The 17915-nt window shown below is 65.1% G+C and carries 15 protein-coding genes; 3 read left to right on the forward strand and 12 right to left on the reverse strand.

Annotated elements, in window-relative coordinates:
• Window positions 1-23: 23 nt before the first annotated feature.
• On the forward strand, window positions 24-710 hold the full coding sequence (locus LK535_RS11215; RefSeq protein WP_227772001.1) for a M48 family metallopeptidase: 687 nt from the start codon (window positions 24-26) through the stop codon (window positions 708-710).
• Here the strand turns inward: LK535_RS11215 and LK535_RS11220 are convergent.
• The 8 genes from LK535_RS11220 to rpmI all read right to left on the reverse strand — a co-directional run bounded on the left by LK535_RS11220 (window position 674) and on the right by rpmI (window position 9445).
• On the reverse strand, window positions 674-2800 hold the full coding sequence (locus LK535_RS11220; protein ID WP_227772002.1) for a transglycosylase domain-containing protein: 2127 nt from the start codon (window positions 2798-2800) through the stop codon (window positions 674-676). The two genes, LK535_RS11215 and LK535_RS11220, sit on opposite strands and share 37 nt — an antisense overlap.
• A gap of 90 nt (window positions 2801-2890) precedes the next feature.
• A complete protein-coding gene (gene msrB / locus LK535_RS11225) occupies window positions 2891-3286 on the reverse strand; it encodes a peptide-methionine (R)-S-oxide reductase MsrB (protein ID WP_227772003.1) in 396 nt (131 codons plus the stop codon).
• A gap of 58 nt (window positions 3287-3344) precedes the next feature.
• Window positions 3345-4229, reverse strand: a complete 885-nt coding sequence (locus tag LK535_RS11230; protein WP_227772004.1) for a class I SAM-dependent methyltransferase — start codon at window positions 4227-4229, stop codon at window positions 3345-3347.
• Window positions 4226-5101 (reverse strand): aldose 1-epimerase family protein, encoded by an 876-nt coding sequence (locus tag LK535_RS11235; protein ID WP_227772005.1) that lies wholly within the window; start codon window positions 5099-5101, stop codon window positions 4226-4228. The genes LK535_RS11230 and LK535_RS11235 overlap by 4 nt, the downstream gene beginning before the upstream one ends.
• A gap of 123 nt (window positions 5102-5224) precedes the next feature.
• A complete protein-coding gene (pheT, locus tag LK535_RS11240; RefSeq protein ID WP_227772006.1) occupies window positions 5225-7576 on the reverse strand; it encodes a phenylalanine--tRNA ligase subunit beta in 2352 nt (783 codons plus the stop codon).
• Window positions 7577-7589: 13 nt separating this feature from the next.
• Window positions 7590-8747: a phenylalanine--tRNA ligase subunit alpha gene (pheS, locus tag LK535_RS11245; protein ID WP_227772007.1), complete on the reverse strand. Its 1158-nt coding sequence runs from the start codon at window positions 8745-8747 to the stop codon at window positions 7590-7592.
• 111 nt (window positions 8748-8858) lie between these two features.
• The gene (gene rplT / locus LK535_RS11250; RefSeq protein WP_145117787.1) at window positions 8859-9224 is read right to left on the reverse strand and encodes a 50S ribosomal protein L20; all 366 of its coding nucleotides are present in this window, start codon (window positions 9222-9224) and stop codon (window positions 8859-8861) included.
• A gap of 17 nt (window positions 9225-9241) precedes the next feature.
• The gene (rpmI, locus tag LK535_RS11255) at window positions 9242-9445 is read right to left on the reverse strand and encodes a 50S ribosomal protein L35 (RefSeq protein WP_046407959.1); all 204 of its coding nucleotides are present in this window, start codon (window positions 9443-9445) and stop codon (window positions 9242-9244) included.
• Between the two features lie 156 nt (window positions 9446-9601).
• Between rpmI and LK535_RS11260 the strand changes: the two genes are divergently transcribed.
• The gene (locus tag LK535_RS11260; protein WP_227772008.1) at window positions 9602-11737 is read left to right on the forward strand and encodes an AsmA family protein; all 2136 of its coding nucleotides are present in this window, start codon (window positions 9602-9604) and stop codon (window positions 11735-11737) included.
• 11 nt (window positions 11738-11748) lie between these two features.
• On the opposite strand, the gene LK535_RS11265 is transcribed toward LK535_RS11260, so the two are convergent.
• The 3 genes from LK535_RS11265 to LK535_RS11275 all read right to left on the reverse strand — a co-directional run bounded on the left by LK535_RS11265 (window position 11749) and on the right by LK535_RS11275 (window position 13517).
• Window positions 11749-11979, reverse strand: a complete 231-nt coding sequence (locus LK535_RS11265) for a hypothetical protein (RefSeq protein ID WP_227772009.1) — start codon at window positions 11977-11979, stop codon at window positions 11749-11751.
• A 91-nt stretch (window positions 11980-12070) separates the two neighbouring features.
• A complete protein-coding gene (locus LK535_RS11270) occupies window positions 12071-12376 on the reverse strand; it encodes a hypothetical protein (protein ID WP_227772010.1) in 306 nt (101 codons plus the stop codon).
• Window positions 12345-13517, reverse strand: a complete 1173-nt coding sequence (locus tag LK535_RS11275) for an aspartyl/asparaginyl beta-hydroxylase domain-containing protein (RefSeq protein ID WP_227772011.1) — start codon at window positions 13515-13517, stop codon at window positions 12345-12347. Before LK535_RS11275 ends, LK535_RS11270 begins: the two co-directional genes overlap by 32 nt.
• A 74-nt stretch (window positions 13518-13591) precedes the next feature.
• Between LK535_RS11275 and LK535_RS11280 the strand changes: the two genes are divergently transcribed.
• Entirely contained in the window at window positions 13592-14602 is a 1011-nt protein-coding gene (locus tag LK535_RS11280; RefSeq protein ID WP_227772012.1) for a hypothetical protein, read from the forward strand.
• A 112-nt stretch (window positions 14603-14714) separates the two neighbouring features.
• Here LK535_RS11280 and LK535_RS11285 read toward each other — a convergent pair whose 3' ends face one another.
• Window positions 14715-17756, reverse strand: a complete 3042-nt coding sequence (locus LK535_RS11285) for a TonB-dependent receptor domain-containing protein (RefSeq protein ID WP_227772013.1) — start codon at window positions 17754-17756, stop codon at window positions 14715-14717.
• Window positions 17757-17915: the final 159 nt, after the last annotated feature.

The following is a 17915-nucleotide window of genomic DNA, read 5'->3' on the forward strand; positions in this document are numbered from 1 at the left end:
GATCTGCCTCTCCCTACCCAGCCGTGACCGAAGACATCGAGATCGTCCGCCACCCCACCGCGCGGCGGGTAAAGCTGGCATTTGATCCCGCAACCGGTCGTATTCGCCTGACGGTCCCCAAACGTGCTTCGACCAGCAAGGCGCTGGCATGGGCGGCCGGTCACCGCGAGTGGATCGCGGCCCAGCGCGCCAACTTGCCGCAGGCGCGGCCCTTTGTGCCTGGGGCAATGATTCCGGTCGACGACGAGATGCTGACAATCGACTGGCGCGAAGGTCCATCGCGGATCGTGCGGCGCGACGGAGATCGTTTGCTCCTCTCCGGCCCGGAAGCAACGATCGCCCGGCGGGTGGAAGCGTGGTTCCGTCGAGAAGCGCTACGGCTGCTCAAGGCCGACAGCGCCTTTTACGCCGCCCGTGCAAAGGTTGCTGTTGATCGGGTGACGGTCGGCGATCCGCGGGGGCGCTGGGGCAGTTGCAGCAGCAACGGCGCAATCCGGTATAGCTGGCGCCTGATATTTGCACCGGCCGCAGTACGACAGGCGACCGCTGCTCATGAAGTCGCGCACTGCGTCCACATGAATCACTCACCCGCCTTTCATGCGCTGGTCGAAGCGCTGTACGGCAGTGATCCTAGCCCGCATCGGCAATGGCTGCGCGCCAATGGCGCCTCGCTTCACTGGTACGGTCGTTCTTCAATAGGGGGCGGCTGAGGCCGGCGATCGCGGCGGGACTCGCGCGGCGGCTCGCGCCCGGTCACCCGATCGATCCAGTCCTGGTCCAGGCGCTGGTCTAGGGCGGCCGGTGCCGAAGGCTCCTCATCATAGCCTTCGGGCACTGGCCGTTCGCCACGCGGCGAAGGACGCTCGATACCGCGTCCATAGCTTTCGTCGGGCACGGGCACGCCATCAACCGCAACCGGGGCGCCGCTTTCATCCACGAAGATGCTGTTGTCGGGCTCTCCGAAATAGCTCTCTTCGTCTGGCTCCAGCTGCCACTCGGGCAGGGTTACTTCCGTCTCGAACTGCTCAATGGGCCGTGCCGCCACCGCCTTGCCCATGAACTGGGCAAAAGCGCGTGCGGGGGCGGCACCGCCCTGCAATCCGCCAATTGGCTTCGCGTCATCGCGGCCCATCCATACTCCGGTCGTGAGACCAGAGGAGAAGCCCAGGAACCACCCGTCCTTCGACGAAGAAGTGGTGCCCGTCTTACCAGCCACGGGGCGACCGATCTGTGCGGCACGGCCAGTGCCGGTGTTAACCGCGGTCTGCAGCAGGTCCGTCATCTGAGCCGCTACATAAGGCGCCACAAGCACGCGGCTGCGATCTACCTCATGTTCGTAGATCACCTCGTTGTTCGCCGTCACTTTGGTGATGCCGAACGGCGTCACCGCAACGCCCTTGTTTGCGACGCTTGCGAACGCGCGCGTCATGTCGATCAGTCGCACGTCGGATGTGCCAAGCACCATCGACGGATGCGTGTTGATGGACGATGTGATGCCGAAGCGGCGGGCCATGTCGGCGACAGTCGTAAAGCCGACCTGCTGCCCCAGCTTCGCCGCGACGGTGTTCAAGGAATACGCAAAGGCAGTGCGCAACGTCACTTGCCCGGAGAAGCGCCGCGAACTGTTGCGGGGGCTCCATCCGCCAATCGTCACTGGCTCGTCTACCACCGTCGACTCAGGGGTCATCCCCGCTTCCAGCGCAGCCAGATAAACGAACAGCTTGAACGCAGAGCCTGGCTGGCGCTGCGCTTGGGTTGCGCGGTTGTAGATCGAGGACACATAGTCCTTGCCGCCGACCATGGCCCGCACAGCCCCGTCGCGATCGAGGGCGACAAGAGCGCCCTGGGCACCACCCGGAGCATTGGCCCGGATCGCAGCGTCAGCAGCCCTCTGCATGTTGAGATCGAGCGTGGTCCAGACCTCCAGCGGTCGTTCGGTTTCATCGATCAACAATTCCAGCTGCGGCAACGCCCAATCGGTGAAGTAACGCACGCTGTTTTGCTTGGGCTCGGGTGCAAGCTTCACGGCATTCGGGTCGGCATCCGCCGCCTCGCTGGCGCTGATCACGCCATTCTCAGCCATCACGCGCAGCACCACCTGCGCCCGATCAACAGCCGCCTGAGCGTCTGCGGTGGGAGAGTAATTGGATGGCGCCTTCACCAACCCGGCAATAATCGCCGCTTCACTCAGCGAGAGCCGGTTGGCGCCATGACCGAAGAACTTGCGCGACGCCGCGTCGATCCCATAAGCGCCGCCGCCATAGTAAACCTTGTTCAGGTAAAGTTCGAGCACCTGATCCTTGGTGAACTTGCGCTCCATAGCGAGCGCGAGGATCCATTCGCGGAACTTGCGGCCGAACTTCTTCTGATTGTTAAGGAAGACGTTACGCGCGAGCTGCTGCGTAATCGTGGAGCCGCCCTGCACCCAGCGCCCCCGATCCAGGCGGACCTTGACCGATCGTGCGACGCCGATCGGATCCACGCCGACATGGCTGTAGAAGCGCTTGTCCTCAACGGCGATGGTCGCATCGCGCATCACGCGCGGAATTCGATCGAACGGCAGCCACTCACCATAGCTTGGCCCGATGGAGACGAGAACCGTGCCGTCCACCGCATGCACGCGAATCATCTGACCGTTCGGTGAGGATTTCAGCTCTTCAAACGAGGGCAGCTGCGCACGCGCGATGTAAACCGCGGTGACAAGGGCACCAACCGCCAGCACCGCGAGCGCGATCAGCAACTTGATCGTGATCGACAGGCGGCGGCGCCAAGGCGAACGGGGGGCAGGGGCGCGGGCCATCGAAGCGCCTTGTGGGATAGAAGCTTAGGCTGTGCTTAACAAGATGAGCTACCTCCACCGCGCCGGCGCAAACCGGCGTGGCGAAGCCGCTTACTTGCGAGCGCGGAAATCGAGGCTGACGGAGTTCATGCAGTAACGCAGTCCCGTCGGCGGCGGGCCATCGGGGAACACATGGCCAAGGTGGCTGTCGCACCGTCCGCAGCGCGATTCGATCCGGATCATGCCATGGCTGGTGTCGCGATGATCGGTCACCGCATCAGCCGCAATCGGCTGGGTAAAGCTGGGCCAGCCCGATCCCGAATCATATTTGTCGGCGCTGTCGAACAATTCCAGCGCGCAGGCCGCGCAATGATAGATGCCGTCAGCCTTGTAATCATTGTACTTGCCGGCGAACGCCCGCTCGGTGCCTGCCTCACGCAGCACATGATATTGTTCGGGCGTAAGCCGCTGTTTCCATTCGGCTTCCGACAGGTTCAACTGATCCATGGGCGACTGTTCTCCGTAACTTTCCCTGCATCTGGGAGCGCGCGATGCAGGGTGCAAGTCACGCGTTGGACCAGCGCGCCCAGATCGCGGTCGGCAGCACCAAGCCGCGCGCCTCTTCGCGCACGCCAAGCTCGCCACATTCCACCTTACCCGGGAGATCGGCGAACACCTGGCGCAGCATCTCGCCGATCGCCAGCGCGGACATGCGCACGGCATAGACGGTGAGGAACAGCGCGCGCGAGTTGCCATCGAGCAGCTGGCGGCAATCCGCGATCAGGCCGGGCAGATGCTCCTCCAGGCGCCAGATCTCGCCATCCGGCCCGCGGCCATATTTGGGCGGATCGAGCAGGATCGCGTCATAGCGGCGGCCGCGCCTCACCTCGCGCGCGACGAACTTTGCCGCATCGTCGACGATCCAGCGCACAGGGCGATCGGCCATACCGGAAAGCTTCGCATTGGCGCGCGCCGCCTCGACCGATTTCTTGGACGCATCGACATGGACCATCTTCGCGCCCGCCGCTGACAGCGCGAGTGTGCCGACGCCGGTATAACCAAACAAATTCAATGCTTCAGGCTCGGCCACGCCGTCCAGCTGCTCACGCAGCCAGGACCAGACTGGCGCCATGTCGGGAAAGAAGCCCAGGTGGCGGAAGGGTGTGTTCTGCGCGGTGAAGCGCACCGTGCCGGGGCCGACACCCCAGGCGAGCGACCAGCCGTCGCGTGGCACGGGACGGGTGTAATGCCACTGGCCGCCGCCGTCCTCGTCGCTGCCAGGAATGAATTCTCCGTGTGATTTCCAGTCGTTACTGGCCGGCGCCCAGAGCGCCTGCGGTTCGGGCCGGATGAAGCGATAGTCGCCGTAGCGCTCCAGCTTTCGCCCGTGGCCGCAATCGACGAGGCCGTAGTCGCCCCAGGGTTCACCGATGAGCGTGTCGAGTTTCATGGGAGAAGCGTTACTGCCATGCTGATGTGCTTGGAACCGCCCGGCGGAACGAGGAAGATGCCGGGTTTGTCGGCGAATTCACCGGCATAACCCTCCGGATCTGCGATGCCGTGCCAGGGTTCGACGCAAATGTAGCGAGCGCCGGGCTTGGTCCAGATGCCGAGCATCGGGGCGTCGGGGAAGTCGATCCGCAGATGCGGCCCGCCAATGGCGCCATAAGTGACGCTGGAGGAGCGGACCTGGTCCCACACCAGGGCGTCATGCGCGAACAGATCGTCGGCGAGGTGGAGCGTCCGACCGTCCAGCGGAGAGGGGTCAAAGCCGGCCTTGATCGTGCCGTCATCGGCGATCGGCCGGACACCATCCGGCTCATTTTGGCCAAAAGTGATGGCGTGCTGGCCACGTTCCCCGCCGCCCGGCAGCGGCCAGGCGAAAGCAGGATGGAAACCGAAGCTCGCGGGCATTTCGTTCGGGTTTCGATTGCTGATCAGGATTTCGGTTTGCAGCGTCGCGCCGTCGAGGCGGAAGGTCGCGTCGAGTGTGAAGGCGAAGGGGTAATGGACGCGCGTCTCTTCGCTGTCTTTCAAACGGAAGGTCGCGTGCGTCGGTCCGCGATCGATCAGCGTGAACGGCAGGCGGCGGGCAAAGCCATGCTGCTTCATGGGGTATTCGCGGCCCTGGATGCGGATCACCTCGCCCGCGGGCTTGCCGACGACGGGGAAGAGCAAGGGCGCGCGGCCGGTCCAGAAGGCAGGGTCCGCATCGGTCATCAGCTCGCGACCGGCGGCGTCCTTCAGCGAGGACAGTTCCGCGCCGAGCGGGTTGATCGCTGCGGACAGATGATCGTTCGCAATGGTGATCCAGTCGGCCATGCGTGCTCCTCAGCCATTGCGTCATTCCCGCGAAGGCGGGAATCCTTAAACGCTGATGTCGGCGATAGAGCCGTGACCGTGGCGTATATGGATCCCCGCCTTCGCGGGGATGACGAGTTTGCGTTATCCCCTGAGCGAGGCGCCCAGCTTCGCGGCGGCCGCGACGACCTTGTCGGCGATCGCCTTCAGCTCCGCCTCGACGAACGCCTTCTCGCCCGGTTGCAGTACCACCTCGACGGCCATCGAGGTTTCCCCGTCCTTGGTGAAGACGTCGAACACGCGGGCGGAGACGATCGCGGCCTTGTCCGCGCCCTTCACGGCGCGGGCGAGCGCGTCAGCGGCCAGACCCTCGGGCACGAGGAAGGCGAAGTCGCGGCGGACGGCCTGGAGCGCGGGCGGCGTATAGGCCGGGCGCATGAAGCCAGCGGAGCGCTTCGCGGGAATCGCATCCAGGTACAGCTCCACCGCGGCGACGCCGGCGTCGAGATCGAACGCGCGGGTGACGTTGGGGTGGAGGATGCCGAAGGCGGCGAGCACCGTCTTGGGCCCCAGCCGCAGCGTGCCCGACTGGCCCGGATGCCAGGCGTCACCGGCTTCGCCGAACACCTGCAAATTGTCGACCGGCGCACCGGCGGCGGCGAGCAGCGCTAGCGCCTCCGTCTTGGCGTCGAACGCGTCGAAGCCTTGCGCCTTGCCGGTCTGCCAGTGCCGCGCGCGGCGGTCGCCGGCGAGGACGAGGCTGAGCGTCGGGCGTTCCTTATCGGCGAGATAGCGGCGGCCGATCTCGAACAGGCGGATCGTGCCGGCCCCGCGCCGCACGTTGCGCGCCGCGGCCGAGAGCAGGCCGGGCAGCAGCGACGGACGCATGACCTTCAGGTCCTCGCTGATCGGATTGGCGAGGGTGAAAGCGCCGCCACCGAAGGGCGCGGCCTCAGCCTCCGAGATAAAGCTCCACGTCACGGCTTCGTCTAGGCCGCGGGCGGCGGCGGCGCGGCGGACGCGGCGCTCCAGCTTCTGCTCCGGCGTCGCGGTGGGCGTCGCGACACCCGGGGTGCGGGGCAGCGGCACCGAGGGGACGTTGTCGATGCCCTCTATACGGATCACTTCCTCGACCAGATCGGCCGCGCCGTCGATGTCGCGGCGCCACGTCGGCGGGGTGACCTGCCAATCGTCGCTGACGGTGAAGCCGAGCGACTGAAGGATCGCGCGCTGCCGCTCCGGCGCGACGGCGAGACCGCCGAGCGTTTCGGCGCGGGCGGGATCATAGGCGTAGCCGCGCGTGCCGAGCGGCGGCTCACCGGCGCGGGTGATGCCCGTCGGCTGACCGCCGCACAGATCGATCACGAGGCGCGTCGCGATCGCAAGGCCATCGTCGAGGAAGGCCGGATCGACACCGCGCTCGAACCGCTGGCGCGCATCGCTGGTCAGCATCAGCTTCTGGCCGGTGCGCGCGATATGTTCGGGATCGAAATAGGCGCATTCGATGATGACGTCCGTCGTCGTGTCCGACACGCCCGACTCTTCACCGCCCATGATGCCGCCGATGTCGTGGACATGGGCGTCGTCGGCGATGACCGTCATCGTTTCGTCGAGCGTGTAGGTCTTGCCGTTCAGCGCAAGGACCGTCTCGCCCGCCTTCGCCTTGCGCGCGACAAGGCCGCCGGACAGCTTCGCCTTGTCATAGACGTGCAGCGGCCGGCCGAGATCGACGGTGATGTAATTGGTGATGTCGACCAAGGCCGAGATCGGCTTCTGCCCGATCGCACGGAGGCGCTTCGCCAGCCACTCGGGCGATGCCTCGTTGCTGACCCCGTTCACGCCCTGCGCAAAGAAGGCCGGGCAGCCGGCGAGATCATCGGTGCGCACGTCGGGGCCGGGGCCTTCGCCCGCGACCGGCTCGACGCTCAGCGGCTTCAGCGTGCCAAGGCCAGCGGCGGCCAGATCGCGGGCGATGCCGCGCACGCCCATGCAATCCTGCCGGTTGGGCGTGATCGACACGTCGATGACGGGATCGTTGAGGCCCGCCCATTCGGCATAGACTTCGCCGACCGGCGCGTCGGCGGCGAGTTCGATGATGCCGTCATGATCGTCGCCCAGCTCCAACTCGCGCGTGGAGCACATCATGCCGTTCGATTCGACGCCGCGGATCGCCGCGACCTTCAGCACCATGCCGTTCGCCGGCACGGTCGCGCCGGGAGAGCCGAACACGCCGACGAGGCCGGCGCGGGCGTTGGGCGCGCCGCACACGACCTGCAAGGGGCCGTCACCGGCGTCGACCGAGAGCACCTGAAGCTTGTCCGCCTGTGGGTGGCGCTCGGCGGTCAGCACCTTGGCGATGCGAAAGGCGGCGAGCTTCTCGCCCGGGTTCTCGACACCCTCGACCTCAAGCCCGATGCGCGTGAGGCCGACCAGGATCTCGTCAAGCGAGGCGGAGGTTTCCAGGTGGTCCTTGAGCCAGGAAAGCGTGAATTTCATTTCAGTCGTCCGATCACGCCGCGCCGACGCCGCCCGACAGCGTCGGGACGTCGAGGGCGGAGAAGCCATAATGCTTGAGCCAGCGGATATCGCCGTCGAAGAAGGCGCGCAGATCGTCCATGCCGTATTTCAGCATGGCGAGGCGATCGATGCCGCAGCCGAAGGCGAAGCCCTGCCATTCGTCGGGATCGAGCCCGCAGGCAGCAATTACCTTGGGGTGGACCATGCCGCTGCCCAGCACCTCCATCCAGCCGCCATTGAGCACGTCGCCGCCCCCGCCGATCACGCGCTTGCCCTTTTGCAGCGTGTAGCCGACGTCGACCTCCGCCGACGGCTCGGTGAAGGGGAAGTAGCTGGGGCGCAACCGCAGCACGATATCGTCACGCTCGAAGAAGGCCTTCAGGAACGTCTCGAGCGTCCATTTGAGGTGCCCCATCGTGATCCCCTTGTCGATCACGAGGCCCTCGACCTGGTGGAACATCGGCGTGTGGGTCGCGTCGCTGTCGCTGCGATAGGTGCGGCCGGGCGCGATGATGCGGATCGGCGGCTTGTTCGCGAGCATGGTGCGGATCTGCACCGGGCTGGTGTGGGTGCGCAGCAGACGGGGCTCCGCCCGGGCCGCGGCGTCGGCAGAGCCGTCGCCGTCGGACGGCGGGCTTTGCCCGCCGCCGGCCGCTCTCGCTGGAAGCTCGAGGTAAAACGTATCATGCATCGCGCGCGCCGGGTGGGTTTCCGGAATGTTGAGCGCGGTGAAATTGTGCCAGTCGGTCTCCATCTCCGGGCCGGTGGCGACCGCGAAGCCGAGGTCGGCAAAGATCTCCGCCAGTTCGTCCATCACCTGACTGACCGGGTGGATCGTGCCGGCAAGCGGCGTATCGACCGGCAGCGTCATGTCGACACGCTCGGCGGCGAGCTTCGCCTCCAGCGCGGCAGCCTCCAGCGTGGCCTTGCGATTGGCGATCGCAGTGGTCACCGCCTCGCGCAGGCCGTGGATCGCCGGTCCCTTCACCTGGCGCTCCTCGGGGCTGAGGCCGCCCATCGACTTCAGCAGCGCGGTAACGCGGCCCTGCTTGCCCAGCGCGTCGACGCGCACGGTTTCCAGCGCCTCCAGCCCGGCCGCGGCCTCGATCGCGGTCAGCAGGTGCGTCTTCAGGTCGTCAATCTCGGTCATCAGTCTCGCCCATGCGGGTTGTTAGGCGCGCTTTACTCGGGAAGGCGCCAGACACGCAAAGGGCGCGGGTGTTGCCACCCACGCCCTTCGTGTCGCTTCAGATGAAGGGGCTTAGGCCTGGGCCGGCAACGCGTTCTTCACCTGAGCGACGAGCGCCGTAAACGCTTCGCCTTCGTGCATCGCGATGTCGGCCAGGACCTTGCGGTCCAGATCGATGCCCGCAAGCTTCAGGCCATGCATGAACTGGCTGTAGGTCAGGCCCTCGGCGCGGACGCCGGCGTTGATGCGCTGGATCCACAGGCCGCGGAAGGTCCGCTTCTTAACCTTCCGGTCGCGATACGCATACTGGCCGGCCTTTTCGACGGCCTGCCGCGCGATGCGGATCGTGTTCTTCCGGCGACCGCGGTAACCCTTGGCCTGTTCCAGAATGTTCTTGTGCTTGGCGCGAGTGGTTACGCCCCGCTTGATGCGTGCCATGTGCTAGTTCCTCTCGCTCAACGCAGGCCGTACGGCGCCCAGGCCTTCACCGTCGCGGTGTCGGCCTTCGACAGCACCTTGGTGCCGCGGTTCTGGCGGATGTACTTGCTGTTGTGGCTGATCAGGCGGTGGCGCTTGCCAGCGACGCCGTGCTTGAGCAGGCCGGATGCGGTGAGCTTGAAGCGCTTCTTGACGCCGCTCTTGGTCTTGAGCTTGGGCATTTTGGTCCTTTCAAATCGAGCGAGACTGGAACCGCCGCGGCAGCCCTGATGGCCGGGCGATTCTTTTCACCTCGCTGGGAAGAAGCGGGGCGCATAGCGGCGGGGCGGGTGAAATGCAACCAACCCCTGCGCCATGCGATTTGCGCTTTCATGGACATGGCGACTAAACCTGATCGGCAGCCTGCGCTGTCCGGGGCAAAGCCCTTGCCGGACAACGGCCCGCGCGATCCGCGTCGCCGCCGCCATATCCTGCGCAACACGATCATCGCCATCCTCGCCATCCCCGCGCTCATCTGGCTGGTGCTGTTCATCACCAAGGGCCGATTTCTGAAAGGGCCGTTCGAGACGATCGTCGGCCGGATGGCCAACCGTGAGGTGCGCGTCGGCGGCGATTTCCAGCTGTATTTCGCGCCGCTCAGGATCAAATTCTACGCCGAGCGCTTCACCATCGCCAATCCGGCCTGGGCGACGCGGCCCTATCTGTTCCGCGCCGACCGGATCGACACGCGAATCGCGCCACTGTCACTGCTGTTCGGCAAGCGGCGACTCCACTGGCTCGACCTGCAAAACGGCGCGGCGGATCTGGAGTGGAACGCCGGGCATACCACCAACACCTGGACGTTCAGCGAGAAGAAGGGCGGCAAGCCGCTAGAGTTTCCGCGCATCGACGTCGCAACCGTGCGCGGCACGACGGTGCGCTATCTTGATCCCCGCATGCGGCTGCTCGCCGATCTCGGGATCGAGGACATCCGTTCGGAAGATGCGCAGATCGGCAAGTCGGTGCGGGTCGGCGGTACCGGCCGCATCCGCGACACGCCGTTCCGCGTCACCGCGCAATTGCTGTCCCCCGACGCGACGGTGAACCGCGGCGAGAACAAGCTGACGGCGCGCGCCTGGGCCGCGAACAACGTGGTCGACGTGTCGGGCACGCTCCCCTCGCTCGCCGAGATCGAGAAGGTGCCGCTGCAGACCCGCGCGCGCGGGCGTGACCTGTCCGAGCTGCTCGGCATCATCGGGGTCGTCCTGCCCGAAACGCGGCGCTATGCGCTGAAGGGCCGGATGGTGAAGGACGGCGAGGTTTACCGCTTCACCAACATCGCCGGCACCGTCGGCGAGAGCGACGTCGCGGGCAGGCTGACGGTGACCAACGGGGATCGGCTGCACCTCGATTCGGTGATCCGTACCCGCAGCCTTGATATCGTCGATGCCTCGGTCCTTGTCGGCTATAATCCCGACATCGTCGAAACGAGGGGTGCGGTCGCGGCGGCGGCGGCGACCGGATCAGGCCCGCGCAAGCTGCTCCCGGACGATGACATGCCGGTCGAGAAGATGCGCACCTTCGACGCTGACCTCGTGTGGACGGTCGACCAGGTGAAGTCGCGCCGCGTGCCGATCTCGAACATGGAGCTGACGCTCGATCTCGATCGCGGCCGCCTGGCGCTGTCGCCGTTCAACTTCGCCATGGCGCGCGGCAACGTCGCCAGCGACATCGTGTTCGATACGCGCCAACGGCCAAGTGCGGTGAAGTATGACTTCCGCCTCGCGCCGACGCCGATGGGTCGGCTGTTCGCAGGCTGGGGCGTCGCGGAATCGGGCACCACCGGCACCATCAAGGGCCGTATCCAGCTGAACGGGCGGGGCGACTCGATTGCTGATTCGCTCGCGACGTCGAGCGGCCGGATCGCCTTCGTCATGCCGCAGGGCGCGCTCTGGACACGCAACGTCCAGTTGTCCGAGCTCGACATCGGCACCTTTGTCCAGAAGATGTTCGCCGGAAAGCTGAAGAAGCCGGTCGAGATCAATTGCGGCCTCGTCGCCTTCACCGTGCGCAGCGGCATCGCGGCGGCAGACCCGATCCTGATCGACACCAGCAAGAACGTGATCCTTGGCCGCGGCGGCTTCAGCTTCCGCACCGAGGCGGTTGACCTTGCCATTCGCGCCGACGCCAAGAAGTTCAGCCTGTTTTCCGGCCAGTCGCCGGTCGGGATCGGCGGCTATTTCTCCGCGCCGTCGCTTGACGTGATCAGCCCGCAGTTGATCGGCCGGGCAGGCGCTGGCCTCGGTCTGGCAGTGGTAGCCTCGCCGCTGGCGGGCGTTCTCGCCTTTGTCGACATAGGCGACGCGAAGTCGGCCGCTTGTGGCCCGGTGCTGGCGGGGGCAACGGCAGCCGCGCAACGCACCACCAAGGGCGAGAAGCGCGACGACGTCGGCAGCGGCACCACCGCCAAGGACGAGAAGGGCAAGGAGAAACCCGGCAAGGAACAGCGCAAGAAGTTCCTGGGGATCTTTTGACCGGTAAGTGACTACATCGTATCGGAAAGCGGGCGGCCGGCGCTATGCTCGATGATAGCGCGGGCGCGACGGTTGCCCCATTCTTCCACCTGGCGCCATTCCGCCTTGGTCTTGCAAACACGCTCCTTGCGGACCAGCGAGCCGGTGATTTCGATCTTGCGGCAAACGCGTTCCGCTGGCGGCGGCGATATACCGTCGGACACAGCCGCAACCTGAAGCAACAGCCCCAAAGACCTGATCATTGATGTTCCCCCCAAGCGCCGCCCACATGGGCGCACGCTTCACGCGGCGGGAGGTGCCCCCACACACCCGCCGCGACCAAGCAGCCGATGATTACTGACCGGTCGGACGCCCGGTGCTGTAATCAACAATCGCCCGGGCGCGAGAATTGCCGTTTTCATCAACAGCGCGCCATTCAGCCTTGGTCTTGCAGACCCTTTCCTTGCGCACGAGCGAACCGGTTACTTCGATGCGACGACAGATGGGCGAATCGGCGGGCGGCGATGCCGGCATCGCAGAAGCAGGCGTGGCCGCAGCCTGAAGCAAGACAGCAAGCGCAACAGAAATACCCGACATTCCCCATTCTCCCCGTTTGAACTTGATCCGCTCACCCCACGACAGGGGAACTCGATAGTTCATCTACCATGGCGCAATAGTCGGCAACAATGGCCTGCTCTTCCGGGGAAAGATGTGGATTCCAGACGTCAAAGATCAGCACGGCGCGTAACTCATCGCTGTTGTTCCATGCTTCATGTTCGATGGTGTCATCAAAAGCGAAGGGTTGGCCGACCACCCATTCCCGGGTTTCCCCACCGACGCGGAAGCCGCAGCCCGGTGGCACGATCAAGGGCAGATGCACGATGGCCCGCGTATTGGTGACGCCAGTATGCGGCGGAATGCGGGTGTGCGGCTTCAGCATGGAAAAGAACGCGCTGGGCGCCCTGCCCGGAATGCGCGCACCTGGCAGTGCCGCCAATGCGGCTGCCGTGTTGGGGCAGCGATCCAGCACGGGCGTGTTGGGGCGACCATATTCCCACAGGAAGCAGGCGCCCCAATCGAGATTGTGGTTGAGTGGATCCCACTGGCTGCCGGAAACCCCCTTTTCCATTCGAACATAGGGGATCAGATCCGCGCCGGGATCCGCGATCAGCGCCTGAAGCTCGGCGCGGATCGCGTCTGTCCTGGCGGCGAGATCCGCGAACCAGGGAAAATGATGGTCGTCAAAGAATTCGTCAGCGGGCAAAAAGGGATAGTGAATGCCCGCACAGACATTCGGATAAATGCGACGGGTGCCGAGCGAATGTTCGATGAACGCCTGGGCACGACGGCGGCTCGTCTGCCCGAAGTCGTCATAGCGTGGCGCAAGTGCCTGGCGGATGGGTGTCGCGAGGGCCGCTCCCTGTTGCGCGCAATAATCGCGGGCGTGGGCAAGCAGCCCGGCCAGTTCCTCGCTGGGACTGGCGATCTGTTCACCCAATTGAATCACACCGGACCAGCGAAGCATTGCCTCGCGTCGGTCGCCGGCCCGTTCAAACCATTGCGCCAGCCGCACCAGAGCGGCGAGATCGCGCGCATCAATGCCGAGGGCCCCTTCCAGCGCCACACGCTCACCAGACTCATCCCCCGCCAAGCGGCGCGCATGAGCCAGATTGCGCCACAGGCTACCCGCGGACGGATCAAGCGCCACCGCCTGCTCGAAGCATCGTTGCGCCTTCGCGAGATCACGATTGCGCAGGGCCGCCAGGCCTTGGGCATTGGCTTCTTGAGAGGTCAGCGACATGACCTCCTCTTATGTCGCGGCAACAACGTTGGAAAGACAATGCTGCGCCCGCGAAGAAAGGCTAACGGCAAGTAATGTATCCCGGCAACACTTTCGATCCTGCTGATGCAAGCTGGCTGGCGCACCGTTACGAGCCAGTTCGCGATCAGCTACTCTATCGATATGTTCCGCGCGAACTGCATCAGAATGGGCCATTTCTGACAGATGAGTTGATCGGCAAGCAGCCGGAGCACGTGCTTGACCGTGAAACGGCCTTGGCGGCGGCGCGCGGCCATGCGGCACCGCTGCACTTCATTTTCCACTCCGCCTTTTGTGCCTCCACGATGCTGGTGCGCGCGCTTGATCTGCCTGGCGCCGCCATGGGCCTTTCCGAACCGGTTCTGCTGAATGACGTGACAGGCATCCGCCGCCGCGGCGAACGCACCGGGCCCGATCTGGCCCGATTGCTCGACCATGCGATGGCGCTGCTCGCCCGTCCGTGGAGCCCGGGTGAAAGCGTGATCGTGAAGCCTTCCAACATCCTGTGCGGCTTGCAGCGGCCGATGCTGGCGTTGCGACCAGATTCCCGGGCGATCCTGCTCCACGCGCCGTTGCGCACGTTTCTCGCGTCGGTGGCGCGCAAGGGGCTGTGGTGTCGATTGTGGGCGCGGGAGCTGCTGGAGGGCCTGCTGCACGACGGGTTGGTCGAGCTCGGGTTTCAGCCCGCTGACTATTTCCGGCAGAGCGATTTGCAGGTCGCCGCGGTAGGCTGGCTCGCGCAGCAGCGACAGTTTGCGTTGCTGACGCAGCATTTCCCGGATCGGGTCCGTTCGCTCGATTCCGAGGCATTGATGGCTGATCCGGCGCGCGTGACCAGTGCGGCTGCGGCGTGGTTTGGCTTGCCGGCAGAGCGATTTAGCAACCACGCAGCCCTGACGCGGCACAGCAAATCGGGGCAGCCGTTCTCAACCGGGGATCGGGCCGAGGAGCAGGCGGCAGCCATCGCGGCACATGGCGACGAGATCGACAAGGTCCACGCCTGGGCGGTTGTGCTCGCAGAGCGCTCCGGGATTCCGATGGCCTTGCCCTATCCGCTGCTTCGCTGACCCGCGTCTGGTCACCGCCTTGGCTGAGCCGGCGCTAAAGTGCCGGGCGTACAGCGGACAAAAAAAGGGCGGGCACAAGGCCCGCCCTTCTCCGTTGGTTTGAAGGTCGCGCTTAGAAGCGGATCTTCGCAGCCATCACGTAACGGCGACCGATCGCGTCGTAGGTCGACGGGAAGGTGTTGCCGCTGTTGAACGAGGTCGAACCAGCCTCACCGCCAACCAGCGGCGGCTCGATGTCGAACAGGTTCTGGATGCCGATGGTGAAGGTCAGGTTCTCGCCGACACCGATACGGGTGTTGAGGTCGATATAGTCCTTCGCACCGATGCGGTTGAAGTTGACCTCACGGCCAGCAAGCCCACCAGCGCTCGCCGGCAGCGTGCCCTCGAACAGGTCACCCAGGCCCGGCTCATACCGGGTCGAACCGATGTGACGCCACAGCACCGAGATGTCCACGTTCTCGACCGTCAGCGTCGGACGCACCGACCACTGCCACTCGGGGATCGGCTGACCGCAGTTCGCCGAATAGTAGCCGACGCACTCGCGGTTCTCACCAACGCCCACAACGGCCTGGAAGCGCGACTTCTCAACCCAGGTGAGCTGACCGGCCAAGCTGAGCTTCGCGAAGCCCAGATCGTGCGCGTAGTTCAACGTGGCGTCGATACCGCTGGTTTCCAGCGTGCCGAGGTTGGACGTGCCGAGGATCAGGCCCGGAGTGGTGGCATAGTCACCGCTCACCGAACCCGTAAGCGGGTTACGGCCGATCAGCGCGCAAGCCGCGGTGCCCGCAGCACCCGGAGCCGGCGAGTAGTTGCCAGCGGCATCCGGTTCACCGAAGCAACCCGAGATCGCGTCGTCCGGCGTCGGCGACGTGATCGCGTCCTTGATCTTGATGCTGTAGTAGTCAACCGAGATCGACAGACGCGGGATGAAGCTCGGCTGGAAAACCACGCCCGCCGTCCAGCTGGTCGAAGTTTCCGGATTCAGCGCGAGATTACCGCCACCGGTGGTGTTGGCCTGACCCGAGGTCGGCTGCGCGATCGAGTTGATCGTCGCAGGCGTCGCGCCCTGCGCAAGGCAGACGGCGGCGAGTTCGCCGGTCGGGTTCGGACGGATACGAGCGCCCACATCGTTGAAGGTCGCGCACGGATCGTTGTTGAGGTTGGTCAGCACCGTGTTGATCGGCGAGAAGAGCTCGGAGATGTTCGGCGCACGAACGGCGCGAGCATAGTTACCGCGGATCTTCAGGCCGTTGACCGGAGTCCAGCTACCGGCCGCCTTCCAGGTGGTGGTGTTGAAGCCCGGATCACCCGCCGCATCGATCGAATAGCTCGAATAGCGGATGCCGCCTTCGACCGTCAGATCCTGGAAGAACGGACGGTTCTGAACCAGCGGGACGATGATTTCGCCGATCGCTTCGTAGACGTCATAGCCGCCGTCGATGTTCGGGTTTGCACCGCCGGCGCCGCCGAGCTCACCAGCCGAAGCCAGCGTGTCGGAGATCTGCGACGCGCTGTAGCGGCGATATTCGCCACCAACTGCGAACGAGATCGGGTTTTCGGAGAGCGGGCTGGACACGCCGAAGTCGCCGCTGACCGTTGCACGTGCCTGCGCCAGGGTGGTGCGGGTACGAACGGTCGACGTCTCGTTCAGGAAGTTGATCGCGTCGCTCGTCCAGGTGGCGTTGTTCTCTGGACCGAACCAGTTGATCGGAACGCAGCCGGCCGGCGTGCCGCTGAAGCACGTGGTCGGGTTGTTGGCGAGCAAGCTGGCGCGCACGCGCGAGTTCAGGGTGTAGCCCTGAATTTCCTGCAGGTTCTCGGACTCACCGTACGAACCGAAGATGTCCCAGTCGATCGTGCTGGTGATCGCGCCGCGGAAGCCCAGGCGATAGTCGAAGAAGGTCGTGGTGTATTCGCTGATACGCGGACCAACTTCGGTCGAACGACGCGACAGAGCGGTGGTGACCTCCTGGTAGCCCGGCGTGCCCGGCGTCAGCGCCGGATTGGCAGCGGCGGCGCAAGCTGCCGCCGAAATGCCGTTCGCCGTGCAGAACGTGTTGCGCAGCCCGTCGGTGAGGAACGGGTTGTTGAGCGGGATCTGAACCGGCAGAGCAAAGGCGCCCGACGGTGCGATGATCGTGGATACGGTGTTCTTCGAGAAGATGCCGCGGGTGTAAACCTCAACCGCGTCGCTCACCTCGTAGTTCGCGGCGCCGTACATGTTGAAGCGCTGGAACGGCGTCTGATAGACGTTGTACGGGTTGAAGTTGAACGCGGTGAACGCGGTACCCGGACGGAAGTCCGTGCCGGCTGCATTGACCTGGCGCACACCCTGACCCGGGAGCGAGAAGCGCGACGGGACTGCCGTGCCCGAGCCGCCTGCTGCGCCGTTGCTCGAGCTGAGCGCGAGAACGCCGAAGCTGCGGTCGCCCTGATAGAGGGGATCGGCTTCCTGGTAGCCGACGCTGAACACGGCGTTGCCGCGGCCGTCGTCGAAGTTCGCACCGATCGTCACGTCGGCGCGGAAGATGTTTGCGTCACCCTCTTCGCTGATCTGCTCGGAAATGTTGGCTTCGATGCCCGAGAAATCGCGGCGGGTGATGAAGTTCACCACGCCCGACACGGCGTCTGCGCCGTAGGTGGTCGAAGCGCCACCGGTCAGCACGTCGACGCGGTCGATCAGCGCCAGCGGGATGTTGTTAAGGTCGAAGCGGCCGTTCAGTTCGGCCGGGACCAGGCGCACACCGTCAAGCAGAACGACGTTGCGGTTCGAACCGAGGTTACGCAGGTTGACGAACGACGCACCGCCGTTGCCGTTGTTCACGGCCGAACCGATCGACGGGGTGATGCCCGGCAGTTCGCGCAGCAGGCCTTCCGCGGTGTTCGCCTGACGCAGGTCGATTTCGTCCGCGCCAACGACCTTCACCGGGGTCGCCTGAACGAGGTTCGGGTTCTTGATCAGCGTACCGGTAACGACGATGTCGCCGGTCGAGGTCTCGGACGTGTCAGCACCTTCCTGCGTGACAACGCCCGGTGCGGGTGCACCCGGGGTGACGGTCGAGTCGACCTGTTGAGCGGACGCAGCGCCGGCGGCCATGACGGCGCCGACGAACAGCGTCGTCGTCAACAAGCGCGAGCGAAAAGTTGTGCGCATGTGTGTTTCCCTTTTGATGCCCCGGTTGGACCCGGTTTATCGGCTTGCCCTAATGTGCAGTCGGCCCTGACCAACCCACATGGAGCAACGGGCTAGTCAGCAAATCACGCCCCTGCAATCTCCACCCAACGCAACTGCAACATTGCGGCGCGGGTGTAA

The organism is Sphingomonas sp. IC4-52 (assembly GCF_020707225.1).
Taxonomy (GTDB): Bacteria; Pseudomonadota; Alphaproteobacteria; order Sphingomonadales; family Sphingomonadaceae; genus Sphingomonas.

Coding starts and splice junctions, on each gene's coding strand:
- LK535_RS11220 (WP_227772002.1), bottom strand. CDS start 2,800: ATGGCCCGCGCCCCTGCCCCCCGTTCGCCTTGGCGCCGCCGCCTGTCG.
- msrB (WP_227772003.1), bottom strand. CDS start 3,286: ATGGATCAGTTGAACCTGTCGGAAGCCGAATGGAAACAGCGGCTTACG.
- LK535_RS11230 (WP_227772004.1), bottom strand. CDS start 4,229: ATGAAACTCGACACGCTCATCGGTGAACCCTGGGGCGACTACGGCCTC.
- LK535_RS11235 (WP_227772005.1), bottom strand. CDS start 5,101: ATGGCCGACTGGATCACCATTGCGAACGATCATCTGTCCGCAGCGATC.
- pheT (WP_227772006.1), bottom strand. CDS start 7,576: ATGAAATTCACGCTTTCCTGGCTCAAGGACCACCTGGAAACCTCCGCC.
- pheS (WP_227772007.1), bottom strand. CDS start 8,747: ATGACCGAGATTGACGACCTGAAGACGCACCTGCTGACCGCGATCGAG.
- rplT (WP_145117787.1), bottom strand. CDS start 9,224: ATGGCACGCATCAAGCGGGGCGTAACCACTCGCGCCAAGCACAAGAAC.
- rpmI (WP_046407959.1), bottom strand. CDS start 9,445: ATGCCCAAGCTCAAGACCAAGAGCGGCGTCAAGAAGCGCTTCAAGCTC.
- LK535_RS11260 (WP_227772008.1), top strand. CDS start 9,602: ATGGCGACTAAACCTGATCGGCAGCCTGCGCTGTCCGGGGCAAAGCCC.
- LK535_RS11265 (WP_227772009.1), bottom strand. CDS start 11,979: ATGATCAGGTCTTTGGGGCTGTTGCTTCAGGTTGCGGCTGTGTCCGAC.
- LK535_RS11270 (WP_227772010.1), bottom strand. CDS start 12,376: ATGAACTATCGAGTTCCCCTGTCGTGGGGTGAGCGGATCAAGTTCAAA.
- LK535_RS11275 (WP_227772011.1), bottom strand. CDS start 13,517: ATGTCGCTGACCTCTCAAGAAGCCAATGCCCAAGGCCTGGCGGCCCTG.
- LK535_RS11280 (WP_227772012.1), top strand. CDS start 13,592: ATGTATCCCGGCAACACTTTCGATCCTGCTGATGCAAGCTGGCTGGCG.
- LK535_RS11285 (WP_227772013.1), bottom strand. CDS start 17,756: ATGCGCACAACTTTTCGCTCGCGCTTGTTGACGACGACGCTGTTCGTC.